Origin of the sequence: Streptomyces sp. NPDC005435, assembly GCF_040703155.1 — a bacterium.
Lineage (GTDB): Bacteria > Actinomycetota > Actinomycetes > Streptomycetales > Streptomycetaceae > Streptomyces.
Genome location: NZ_JBEXEQ010000005.1, coordinates 11081 through 22857 on the forward strand (window position 1 = coordinate 11081; position 11777 = coordinate 22857).

8 protein-coding genes are annotated in these 11777 nt (G+C 74.4%); 6 read left to right on the forward strand and 2 right to left on the reverse strand.

The window, feature by feature from the left end:
• Positions 1-61: 61 nt before the first annotated feature.
• The 5 genes from AB0898_RS07815 to sucD all read left to right on the forward strand — a co-directional run bounded on the left by AB0898_RS07815 (position 62) and on the right by sucD (position 7751).
• The gene (locus AB0898_RS07815) at positions 62-1270 is read left to right on the forward strand and encodes an AAA family ATPase (RefSeq protein ID WP_366801942.1); all 1209 of its coding nucleotides are present in this window, start codon (positions 62-64) and stop codon (positions 1268-1270) included.
• Positions 1267-4074, forward strand: coding sequence for a DUF5682 family protein (locus AB0898_RS07820; protein WP_366801944.1), 2808 nt, complete (start codon positions 1267-1269; stop codon positions 4072-4074). Before AB0898_RS07815 ends, AB0898_RS07820 begins: the two co-directional genes overlap by 4 nt.
• Positions 4071-5330 carry a VWA domain-containing protein gene (locus tag AB0898_RS07825; RefSeq protein ID WP_366801945.1) on the forward strand — a complete coding sequence of 420 codons (1260 nt, stop codon included), beginning with the start codon at positions 4071-4073 and terminating at the stop codon, positions 5328-5330. The genes AB0898_RS07820 and AB0898_RS07825 overlap by 4 nt, the downstream gene beginning before the upstream one ends.
• 327 nt (positions 5331-5657) lie before the next feature.
• Positions 5658-6839 (forward strand): ADP-forming succinate--CoA ligase subunit beta, encoded by a 1182-nt coding sequence (sucC, locus tag AB0898_RS07830; RefSeq protein WP_366801946.1) that lies wholly within the window; start codon positions 5658-5660, stop codon positions 6837-6839.
• 27 nt (positions 6840-6866) lie between these two features.
• The gene (sucD, locus tag AB0898_RS07835; protein ID WP_199586157.1) at positions 6867-7751 is read left to right on the forward strand and encodes a succinate--CoA ligase subunit alpha; all 885 of its coding nucleotides are present in this window, start codon (positions 6867-6869) and stop codon (positions 7749-7751) included.
• A gap of 132 nt (positions 7752-7883) precedes the next feature.
• Here sucD and AB0898_RS07840 read toward each other — a convergent pair whose 3' ends face one another.
• Positions 7884-8942 carry a helix-turn-helix domain-containing protein gene (locus AB0898_RS07840; protein WP_366801947.1) on the reverse strand — a complete coding sequence of 353 codons (1059 nt, stop codon included), beginning with the start codon at positions 8940-8942 and terminating at the stop codon, positions 7884-7886.
• Between the two features lie 152 nt (positions 8943-9094).
• Here AB0898_RS07840 and AB0898_RS07845 point away from each other — a divergent pair, with 152 nt between their 5' ends.
• The gene (locus AB0898_RS07845; RefSeq protein WP_366802203.1) at positions 9095-10648 is read left to right on the forward strand and encodes a DUF6350 family protein; all 1554 of its coding nucleotides are present in this window, start codon (positions 9095-9097) and stop codon (positions 10646-10648) included.
• 21 nt (positions 10649-10669) lie between these two features.
• Here the strand turns inward: AB0898_RS07845 and AB0898_RS07850 are convergent, their stop codons facing one another.
• A complete protein-coding gene (locus AB0898_RS07850; protein ID WP_366801948.1) occupies positions 10670-11491 on the reverse strand; it encodes a hypothetical protein in 822 nt (273 codons plus the stop codon).
• Positions 11492-11777 lie beyond the last annotated feature (286 nt).

Here is an 11777-nt window from a genome sequence, read left to right on the forward strand (position 1 = left end):
GACGGTAGGTCCCGGCACTGACAATCGGCCCTGCGGCAGAGTTATCCACAGGCCCGAGCGGATGTCAGTGGCGTGCTGCATGGTGGATCCAGCTCGCCGAACGGACGAGCCGAAGGGGGCCTCAGCCATGTCTGTGTCCACGGGGACGACCGCCGGAACGACCATCGAGACGACCACCGAAGTCACGCCGGACCAGGTGCTGCGCCCGCACGCCGAGAACGCCTTCGCGGCCGAACTCGCCGCGCTGGCCGCCCACGACGACAGACCGCGCCCGGCCCGCTGGAAGCTGTCGCCCTGGGCCGTCGCCACCTATCTGCTCGGCGGCACACTGCCCGACGGCACGCTGATCACCCCCAAATATGTCGGCCCGCGCCGCATCGTCGAGGTCGCCGTCACCACGCTCGCCACCGACCGCGCCCTGCTCCTGCTCGGCGTGCCCGGCACGGCCAAGACCTGGGTGTCCGAGCATCTGGCCGCCGCCGTCAGCGGCGACTCGACCCTGCTGGTGCAGGGCACGGCGGGCACCCCGGAGGAGGCGATCCGCTACGGCTGGAACTACGCCCGGCTGCTCGCCCACGGCCCCAGCCGCGAGGCGCTCGTGCCCAGCCCGGTCATGCGCGCGATGTCCGAGGGTCTGACGGCCCGCGTCGAGGAGCTGACCCGCATCCCGGCCGACGTCCAGGACAGCCTGATCACGATCCTCTCCGAGAAGACCCTGCCGATTCCCGAGCTGGGAGAAGAGGTCCAGGCCGTTCGGGGGTTCACCCTCATCGCCACCGCCAACGACCGCGACCGGGGCGTGAACGACCTCTCCAGCGCCCTGCGCCGCCGCTTCAACACCGTGGTGCTGCCCCTGCCGGAGAGCGCCGACGCCGAGGTGGACATCGTCACGCGCCGCGTCGAGCAGATCGGCCGCTCCCTGGACCTGCCGGCCACGCCGGACGCCCTGGACGAGATCCGCCGCGTCGTCACCGTCTTCCGCGAGCTGCGCGCGGGCGTCACCGCCGACGGCCGCACCAGGCTCAAGTCGCCGAGCGGCACCCTGTCCACGGCCGAGGCGATCTCCGTCGTCACCGGCGGCCTCGCCCTGTCGGCCCACTTCGGCGACGGAGTACTGCGCCCCGGGGACGTGGCCGCGGGCATCCTGGGCGCCGTCGTCCGCGACCCGGCGGCCGACCGGGTCATATGGCAGGAGTATCTGGAGACGGTCGTACGCGAGCGCGCCGGCTGGACCGACTTCTACCGGGCCTGCCGCGAGGTGAGCGTATGAACGCGGTGGGCGGCGGGGCGTTCGCGTCCGGGCCGCTGCTGCTCGGGGTGCGGCATCACGGGCCCGGTTCCGCGCGTGCCGTCCGGGCGGCCCTGGACGCGGCCCGGCCCGCCGTCGTCCTGATCGAGGGGCCGCCCGAGGCCGACCCGCTGATCCCGCTCGCCGCCGACCCCGGCCTGCGACCGCCCGTCGCGCTGCTCGCCCACGCCGTGGACGAGCCCGGCCGCTCGGCCTTCTGGCCGCTGGCCGGCTTCAGCCCGGAGTGGGTGGCGATCCGGTGGGCCGTCGAACGGGGGGTACCGGCCCGCTTCATCGACCTGCCGGCGGCGCACACGCTGGCGGGGGTGGGGGAGGCGAAGCCGGAGGGCGGCGCGGGGCGCGGGGGCGACGGGGGGTGCGAGGGCGACGGGGGGAGCGGGGCCGAGTCCGGCGCCGAGCACGAGCCCGACGCGTCGTTGCCCGGCGCTGATCCCGGACCTCCCGGGGGCGCGCGTCTCGACCCGCTTGCCGCGCTCGCCGATGCCGCCGGGTACGACGATCCGGAGCGCTGGTGGGAGGACGTGGTCGAGCACCGGGCCGGGGGAGAGGGCGATCCCTACGCGTCGTTCGCCGCGCTGGAGGAGGCGATGGGGGCGCTGCGTGAGCGGTACGGCGACGGGGGCCGCTCCCGCGACCAGGTGCGTGAGGCGTATATGCGGCTCCAACTGCGCGCGGCGCGGCGTGAGTTCGGGGACGCGGTGGCCGTGGTCTGCGGGGCGTGGCACGTGCCCGCGCTGCGGGCCGGGGTCACCGTCGCCGCCGACCGGGCGAGGCTGAAAGGGCTGCCCAAGGTCAGGGCCGAGCTGACCTGGGTGCCCTGGACGCACCGCCGGCTCTCCCGCTTCAGCGGCTACGGAGCGGGGATCGGCTCGCCCGGCTGGTACGCCCATCTGTTCGGGGCGCCGGACCGGCCGGTGGAGCGGTGGCTGACCAGGGTGGCGGGGCTGCTGCGGGAGGAGGACCGGCCGGTGTCCTCCGCGCACGTCATCGAAGCGGTCCGGCTCGCCGGTGCCCTCGCCGTACTGCGCGGCCGCCCGCTGCCCGGTCTGGGCGAGACCATGGACGCGGTGCGCGCGGTGATGTGCGACGGCTCGGACGTGCCGCTGTCCCTGGTGTACGACCGGCTGGTGGTCGGGGATGTGCTGGGGGAGGTGCCGGAGTCGGCGCCCGCGGTGCCGTTGCGGCGGGACCTCGCCCGGGAGCAGCGCCGGCTGCGCCTCAAGCCCGAGGCGGCGGAGCGGGAGCTGGAGCTCGACCTGCGCAAGGACACCGACGCCGCGCGCGGCAGGCTGCTGCACCGGCTGCGGCTGCTCGGTGTCGGCTGGGGCGAACCCGCCGTGTCCCGGGGGAGCACGGGCACCTTCCGGGAGACCTGGCGGCTGCGCTGGGAGCCGGAGTTGTGGGTGAGAGTGGCCGAGGCGGGCGTCTGGGGCACGACCGTGCTCGGCGCCGCGACGGCCAAGGCGGAGGCGGACGCCCTCGCCGCCCGCACCCTCGCCGACGTCACCGCGCTGGCCGAACAGTGCCTGCCGGCCGGGCTCCCCGACGCGCTCCCCGTGGTCATACGGGCGCTGACCGACCGCGCCGCCCTCGACGCCGACGTGGGTCACCTCGCCCAGGCCCTCCCCGCCCTGGTCCGCTCCCTCCGCTACGGCGATGTGCGCGGCACCCACACCGGCGCCCTCGCCGATGTGGCGGCCGGCCTGGCCGACCGGATCTTCGTCGGCCTGCCTCCGGCGTGCGCCGGGCTGGACCCGGACGCGGCGCACGAGATGCGGGGGCATGTGGAGGCGGTGCACGGGGCGGTCGGGTTGCTGTCCGAGACGTGGGGCGGGGGTGAGGGGGCGGTCGGCGGCGAGAGGGCGGCCGGTGACCAAGCGGTCGGCGGCGAGAGGGCGGCCGGTGACCAGGTGGCCGGTGGCGACCGGGCGGCCGGTGACCAGGTGGCCGGTGGCGACCGGGCGGCCGGTGACCAGGTGGCCGGTGGCGATGGGGCGGCCGGTGACCAGGTGGCCGGTGGCGACGGGGCGGCCGGCGATCAGGTGGCCGGTGGCGAGAGGGCGGCCGGGCGTGCGCGGGAGACCGAGGGCGCGCGGGAGACCGAGGGCGCCCGGGGGACCGAGGGCCCTCGACACCGCGACCTCCAGCCCCCCGAGCCCCAGCCCCCCGAGCCCCAGCCCACCGACGCCCAACCCCCCGACCGTCCCCCACTCCTCACCCTCCGCGACCGCTGGCGCGTCGTCCTGCACGCCCTCGCGCTCCGCGACGCCGTTCCCGGGGAGATTCGTGGCCGGGCTGTCCGGTTGCTGCTCGATGACGGGGTGTTGGCGGTGGAGGAGGCGGCGCGGTTCATGGGGCTCGCGCTGTCGCCGGGGACGGCGCCCGGGGACGCGGCCGCGTGGGTCGAGGGGTTCGTCGGGGGCGGCGGGTTGCTGCTCGTGCACGACGAGCGGTTGCTCGGGCTGGTGGACGGCTGGCTGACCTCGGTGTCCGCCGAGGCGTTCACGGACGTGCTGCCGTTGCTGCGGCGGACGTTCTCCGGGTACGAACCCGGGGTGCGCCGCACGCTCGGCGAGCTGATACGGCGGGGGCCGGAGGGTTCGGCCGGACCCGCGGCCGGTGCGGCGGCACCGCCCGGTTTCGCACCCGAGCCGGACCGGCGCCGTGCGGACGCCGTGCTGCCGGTGCTGCGGCTGCTGCTCGGCCTGGAGGACGAACGGAACGTGTCGACGGACGACAACACACTTACGGGGGTGGGCGGATGACCACGGGGACGACCGGCGCGGCACATCAGGACACCGGCACCGACACCGGCACCGGCAGCAGTGCCGACACCGCCGCCGAGCGGTTGCGCCGCTGGCGGCTGGTGCTCGGCGGGGACCAGGCCGACGGCACCGGACACGCGCTCGCGGGGCGCGACGCGGCGATGGACACGGCGCTGACCGCGCTGTACGGCAGACAGGACAGGGCCGGCAAGGGGGCCGCGGGCCGGGAGCGTTCGGCGGGGCTCGGCGGTTCGGTGCCGTCGGTGACGCGCTGGCTGGGTGACATCCGCACGTACTTCCCCTCCTCCGTCGTCCAGGTCATGCAGCGCGACGCCATCGAGCGGCTCGGGCTCGCCTCGCTGCTGCTGGAGCCGGAGATGCTGGAGGCGGTGGAGCCGGACGTGCACCTGGTCGGCACCCTCCTGTCGCTCCATCAGGCCATGCCGGAGACCACGAGGGAGACCGCGCGGGCGGTCGTGCGGAAGGTGGTGGAGGACCTGGAGAAGCGGCTGGCGTCCCGTACCCGGGCGACGCTCACCGGCGCGCTCGACCGCAGCGCGCGGACGAGCAGACCGCGCCACCACGACATCGACTGGAACCGCACGATCGCCGCGAACCTCAGGCACTACCTGCCCGAGCACCGCACGGTGGTGCCGGAGCGGCTCGTCGGGCACGGGCGGGCGGCGCGGTCGGTGAAGAAGGAGGTCGTGCTCTGCGTGGACCAGTCGGGTTCGATGGCGGCGTCGGTCGTGTACGCGGCGGTGTTCGGCGCGGTGCTCGCCTCGATGCGGGCGGTCAGTACGCGGCTGGTCGTCTTCGACACCTCGGTCGTGGACCTCACCGACCAGCTGGACGACCCGGTGGACGTCCTCTTCGGCACCCGGCTCGGCGGGGGCACCGACATCAACCGGGCGCTGGCGTACTGCCAGTCGCGGATCACCCGGCCCGCCGAGACGGTGGTGGTGCTGATCAGCGATCTGTACGAGGGCGGCATACGCGAGGAGATGCTGAAGCGGGTCGCCGCGATGACGGCGTCCGGGGTCCGGTTCGTGACGCTGCTCGCGCTGTCGGACGAGGGCACGCCCGCCTACGACAGCGAGCACGCGGCGGCGCTGGCCGCCCTCGGCACCCCCGCCTTCGCCTGCACCCCCGACCTGTTCCCGGAGGTGATGGCGGCGGCACTGGAGAAGCGCCCGCTCCCGACCCCGCACCCGGCCCTGGACCCGACCCCGCTCACGACCCCGGACCCGCCCTGACCCGGGCCCCGGCGCGGACCCGGCCCACCCCCCGGACCCGCTCCGACCGCGCTCCTGACCTGCGGCGACCCCTCTTCCGGGCCAAGCCCCCGGCCAGGGGCCCGGCACCGCGTGTCACCAGGTCCGGCATCATGTGACAGGTATCACCGCCCGGGTGTGACCCGCGATTTACGGGGCTCCCGTCAGCAGAGATAACCTGCGAGGCGGACATGCCGCGCGCTCGGACACCGTGTGCGCCTCCCTAGTGACAAGCGGACGTCACGTTGCCCTTCGCGGCACGCCCACGCATCCAACGAACCGCGAGATCACTGATAGGGACGGAAGCGCGTGGACCTGTTCGAGTACCAGGCGAGGGACCTCTTCGCCAAGCACGATGTACCGGTGCTGGCCGGTGAAGTCATCGACACGCCTGAGGCGGCGCGCGAGATCACGGAGCGTCTGGGCGGTAAGTCCGTCGTCAAGGCGCAGGTGAAGGTCGGTGGTCGTGGCAAGGCCGGCGGCGTCAAGCTCGCCGCCACCCCGGACGAGGCCGTCGCCCGCGCGACGGACATCCTCGGCATGGACATCAAGGGCCACACGGTCCACAAGGTGATGATCGCCGAGACCGCTCCGGAAATCGTCGAGGAGTACTACGTCTCCTTCCTCCTCGACCGTGCCAACCGCACCTTCCTCTCCATCGCCTCCGTCGAGGGCGGCATGGAGATCGAGGAGGTGGCGGCCACCCGCCCCGAGGCCGTCGCCAAGACGCCGATCGACGCCATCGACGGTGTGGACGAGGCCAAGGCCCGCGAGATCGTCGAGGCCGCCAAGTTCCCGGCCGAGGTCGCGGACAAGGTCGTCAACGTCCTGATCAAGCTGTGGGACACCTTCATCAAGTCGGACGCCCTCCTGGTCGAGGTCAACCCGCTGGCGAAGGTCGCCTCCGGTGAGGTCCTCGCCCTGGACGGCAAGGTGTCGCTCGACGAGAACGCCGAGTTCCGTCACCCCGAGTACGAAGAGCTGCACGACAAGGACGCGGCCAACCCGCTCGAGGCGGCCGCCAAGGCCAAGGGCCTCAACTACGTGAAGCTCGACGGCGAGGTCGGCATCATCGGCAACGGCGCGGGTCTCGTCATGAGCACCCTGGACGTCGTCGCGTACGCCGGTGAGAACCACGGCGACGTGAAGCCCGCCAACTTCCTGGACATCGGCGGCGGCGCCTCCGCCCAGGTCATGGCGAACGGCCTGGAGATCATCCTGGGCGACCCGGACGTCAAGTCCGTGTTCGTCAACGTCTTCGGCGGCATCACCGCCTGCGACGAGGTCGCCAACGGCATCGTCCAGGCGCTGAAGCTCCTGGAGGACCGCGGCGAGAAGGTCGAGAAGCCGCTCGTCGTCCGCCTCGACGGCAACAACGCCGAGCTGGGCCGCAAGATCCTCACCGACGCCAACCACCCGCTGGTGCAGCGCGTCGACACCATGGACGGCGCGGCCGACAAGGCCGCCGAGCTGGCCCACGCCGCAAAGTAAGCACTCAGGACGAGGACACAACACACCATGGCTATCTGGCTCAACAAGGACAGCAAGGTCATCGTCCAGGGCATGACCGGTGCCACCGGCATGAAGCACACCAAGCTCATGCTGGGTGACGGCACCGAGGTCGTGGGCGGCGTGAACCCGCGCAAGGCGGGTCAGACCGTGGACTTCGACGGCACCGAGGTACCCGTGTTCGGCACGGTCGCCGAGGCCATCGAGAAGACCGGCGCGAACGTGTCGGTCATCTTCGTGCCGGAGAAGTTCACCAAGGACGCGGTCGTCGAGGCCATCGACGCCGAGATCCCGCTGGCCGTCGTGATCACCGAGGGCATCGCCGTGCACGACACGGCGTCGTTCTGGGCGTACGCCGGCAAGAAGGGCAACAAGACCCGCATCATCGGCCCGAACTGCCCCGGCATCATCACCCCGGGCCAGTCGAACGTCGGCATCATCCCGGGCGACATCACGAAGCCGGGCCGTATCGGCCTGGTCTCGAAGTCCGGCACGCTGACGTACCAGATGATGTACGAGCTGCGTGACATCGGCTTCTCGACCGCCGTCGGCATCGGTGGCGACCCGATCATCGGCACCACGCACATCGACGCCCTGGCCGCGTTCCAGGACGACCCCGACACCGACCTGATCGTGATGATTGGTGAGATCGGTGGCGACGCCGAGGAGCGCGCGGCCGCGTTCATCAAGGACAACGTGACCAAGCCCGTCGTCGGCTACGTCGCGGGCTTCACCGCGCCCGAGGGCAAGACGATGGGCCACGCGGGCGCCATCGTCTCCGGTTCCTCCGGCACCGCCCAGGCGAAGAAGGAGGCCCTGGAGGCCGCGGGCGTCAAGGTCGGCAAGACGCCGACCGAGACCGCCAAGCTGGCCCGGGAGATCCTCTCCGCCTGAGCGATCGTTCGACGATCGCCCGCCGGCCGTCCGCTCGCCCGGACGCCGGCCCACCGGTGGGCCCGGTCCCTTCTCGTGGGGGACCGGGCCCACCGGCGTTCCCGTACGCCCGCCGCGGCGCGCGTACGGGTGTCACCCGGGTTCCGGCGCCAGCCGCTGCGGCCCGTTGGTCTGCTCGCGGCGCAGTTTGGCGCGCAGGTCGCGCTCCGCCTTCGACAGCGGGCCCAGGGCGGGGAGCGGGGGCACGCCGCGTACCGCCTGGGCGGGGGCGATGGGCGCCTCGTAGTGCGTCGGCGCCGAGCGCAGGGTCAGGCCCGTCGCGCCGATGATGGCGACGGTGAAGGCGATGGCGGCGCGCGTCCAGAAGACGTTGCGGCGCTCGCCGACGGTGCGCACCGTGGTGGGGGCGTTCGCGCGCAGCCGTTCCGTGGAGGCCAGTTCGGTCAGCCGCCGGTGCAGCGCGGCGGGGTCGGCCAGCTCCGGGACGCAGGCGGCGACGGCCTCGCGGGCGCGGGTCACGCGCCCGGCGGCGGCCGGGGTGCTGGCCTCCGTCTCGGCGGCCAGCTCGGGCAGGTCGAGGCCGACGCCGTCGTAGAGCACGAGGGTGCGGCGGTACGACGGCGGCAGGCTCAGCAGCGCGTCCAGCAGGGCGCGGTCGGCCGGGTCGGCGGGCGGCGGCTCGGGGTGGCGGTAGCGGGGGCGGAAGCGGTGCCAGGGGGAGACGGCGTACTCGTACGCGGTCGCCCGCACCCAGCCGCCCGGGTCGCGGTCCCGGGCCACCTCGGGCCAGCGCTGCCAGGCGAGCTGGAAGGCGCGCTCGACGGCCTCGCGGGCCAGTTCGCGGCGGCCGGTGAGCAGATAGGTCTGGCGGACGAGGGCGGGGGCGCAGAACGCGTAGAGGGCGTCGAACGCCTGATCGGGGGTCAGGGGTGGCGGCTCGGGATCGCGAGGCGGGGGAGGCCCCGCCGGGGACGGCTGACCCGCCGTCGGTTGGGCCAGTTCGGCGAGCAGGCGGGCGTACGCCTCGTGGCGCGGGCCGCCCGGAGTGGTCCGGCCGCGCTCCCAGGCGCGTACGGTCGCCCGGCTGACACCCAGTCGCGCGGCGACCTGAGCCTGCGTCAGCGCGTGCTGCTCGCGCAGGCGTCGGCGTTCGTCCGGTGGTGGCAGCGGACCGGCGTAGGTCTGCGTCACGGCTCACCCCTCTGCGTGAAAAAGCACATAAACACATATTGGGCGACACTTCGGGGGTTCGCCTGTTACGCCGGGAAAGCGCGTGTCGTTGGGAGCATGTCGGCGTGATCCTGCCGACCGATCGCCCCCTGTCGTCGTCCCCGTCGTCGTCCCTGTCGTCGTCTTCGCAGTCGTCTCCGCCGTCGTTCCGGTCGTCCCTGCGGGCCCGGCTGCGCGACCGTTCGCCCGGTCTCGGCGCGGGGATCGCGGGCGGCGCGCTCGCGGCCGGGCTCGGACTCGCCGCCTGTACCGCGCTGGTGATGGTGCTGTGGGTCAGCTCGCCGTACCCCGACAGCGGTCCGGGCAGCGCGCTGCACGTCGCCGCCGCGCTCTGGCTGCTCGCCCACGGCGTCGAACTCCTGCGCACCGACACGCTCTCCGGCGCCCCGCAGCCGGTGGGGCTCACCCCGCTGCTGCTGCTCGCACTGCCGGTGTGGCTCCTGCACCGGGCGGCGCGGGACGCGGTGGACGCGCCCGAGGCAACCGGCGCCACCGACGCCCCCGGCGCCTCCGATGCCGGCGACCGGCCGCCCCCCGTCCCGGCCCGCACCGCGTGGACCGGTGTCGTCCTCGGCTACCTCGGCATCGGCACGGCCGTCGCCCTCTACGGCTCCGGCGGCGAACTCGGCCCGTCCTGGCCGTGGGTGACGGTCTGTCTCCCGCTGCTCACCGCTGCCGCCGCCGCGTCCGGTGTCTGGTCGGCGTACGGCAGACCGCTCGGGCCGCTGCCGGGACCCGTGCGGGGACCGGGCGCGGGGGCGCAGGCGCGGGCCCGGCTGCGTGCGGCGCTGCGCGCGGCCGTGGCCGGTACGGCCGTGCTGACCGGCGGCGGCGCGCTGCTGCTCGGTGTCTCGCTGGTGTGGCACGGGGACGCGGCGCGGCTGTCGTTCGCGCAGCTCACGGAGGGCTGGACCGGCCGGTTCACCGTCCTGCTGCTCGCCGTGTCGCTGATCCCCAACGCGGCCGTGTGGGCGGCCTCCTACGCCCTCGGCCCCGGTTTCACCCTCGGCTCCGGGCATCTGGTGCAGCCGCTGCTCTCCGCCCCGGCGCCGCTGCTGCCCCCGTTCCCGCTGCTGGCCGCCGTGCCCGATCCGGGTCCGGGTACCCCGCTGAACTGGGCGGCGGCCGCGCTGCCCGGCGTCGCCGGGGTGACCGTCGGCTGGTTCGTGGCCCGCGCGGCGGCGCGGCGCGGAGAGGAGCGCTGGCCGGTCACGCGCACCACCGGGGCGCACGCGCTCGCGGCCCTGCTGTGCGCGGGGGCGCTGGCCCTGCTCGCCGCGCTGTCGGGCGGCCCGCTGGGCACCGGCGCGCTGGCCGGCTTCGGCCCGGTGTGGTGGCGGACGGGTTCCGCGGCGGGCCTGTGGGTCCTGGTGACGGGGCTGCCGGTGGCGTGGATGGTACGGGCCTGGCGGCTGCGCGGCACCCGGAAGCGGGGCGGGGGCCCTGACCGGGCGGCGAAGCGGAAGGGTGTGTTCGGCGGGCTGTGGAGAACCGGCCCGCGCAAGGCACGCCCCGCACCGCCCCCCGCCCCCGAGCCGCAGCGGTCCGAGCCTCCCGCCGAGGAGCTGTACGACTTCCTCGACACGGACGACCCCTTCGCCTCGGACTGGCCCGACGCCCTCACGGGAGCGCCCCCGGCGCCTCCGGCCGAGCCCCGGACCGACTAGCCCGGCCCCAAAACCCCCGGCTCAGCGCCGCTCCGACCCCAGAACCCCCCGCAGCTCCTTCGGCAGAAGCGTGTCGCAGGACTGCTTGGCCTGGCTCGTCAGGGCGTCGTCCACGCACGTGTAGTAGTCGCGGTAGACGATGCGGACGCTGAAGAGCGAGGCGGTCAGGCAGAGGGCCAGGGCGGCGGCGATCATGCCGCAGATCGCGGCCGTCGCCTGGGGCCGCCCGCTCGGGGGCGGCTGCGGTCCGGCGGGGGCGTCCGGGTCCGGGGTGCGGGGCTTGGCGCGCAGGGAGCTGCCGCCCCAGTACAGGGAGAGGGCGCCCAGGAGCAGCGAGACGTACGGCCAGCCCAGGAGCACGAAGAAGACGGCCCACATGCCGGCCAGGAGCGCGTAGCGCGCGCGGCGCTGGGCCGGGTCGGTCAGGTCCCACTGCTTCTTGTCCGGGCCGCCCGGACGCTCGGGACCGCTCCCGGGACGCTCGCCGAAGCCGCCGGGGGCGCGGCCGGGCTGCCGGTCGCTCCACTGGCTGCCCCAGGGCGAGCCGTGTCCGGAGCCCTCGGGGCGGCCCCAGGGCGATTTCTGGTCCCCGGAGTCCGGGCCCTCCGGGCGCCGGGGGCGCCACGGCTGGTCGGGGCTGCCCTCGGGCGGGGGCGCGAACGGGTTGTCGTCCTTCCGGTCGCCGCCCCGGTCGCCGCCGTCACCGCCCGTCGGCGCCTCGGGCGGCGTGGAGGGCCGCTCCCGCAGCAGCGTGAAGCCGCGCTCGGGCAGCACGGAGCCGCGCTCGCCTCCCAGGTCCGGACGCGGCGGGAACGTGAGGAGTCGCGGGCTGCGATCGGGCATCAAAGGAGCGTCTTCCCCTAGGTCATGACGTGGGCCACTGCTCAGACCGTGACGGCTGTCCGGCACGGGCTTCCGTCCCGTGAACGGACCGCGCCACCACGGCGTTCCCGAGCCGGTTCCGTGCGAACGCTACCTTCCGGCCACGCCCCCGTCCCGTGGGGGCCGTCCGGAGTGCCGGTATCGTTGCTGGCGGCCGGCCGCTTCGTAGACTTCCCCGTATCGGGGGGCGCGAAGCATTCGTACGACCGTACAAACGCGAGCGTACGCACCGGCCGGACATATCGCC

Coding starts and splice junctions, on each gene's coding strand:
- AB0898_RS07815 (WP_366801942.1), top strand. CDS start 62: ATGTCAGTGGCGTGCTGCATGGTGGATCCAGCTCGCCGAACGGACGAG.
- AB0898_RS07820 (WP_366801944.1), top strand. CDS start 1,267: ATGAACGCGGTGGGCGGCGGGGCGTTCGCGTCCGGGCCGCTGCTGCTC.
- AB0898_RS07825 (WP_366801945.1), top strand. CDS start 4,071: ATGACCACGGGGACGACCGGCGCGGCACATCAGGACACCGGCACCGAC.
- sucD (WP_199586157.1), top strand. CDS start 6,867: ATGGCTATCTGGCTCAACAAGGACAGCAAGGTCATCGTCCAGGGCATG.
- AB0898_RS07850 (WP_366801948.1), bottom strand. CDS start 11,491: ATGCCCGATCGCAGCCCGCGACTCCTCACGTTCCCGCCGCGTCCGGAC.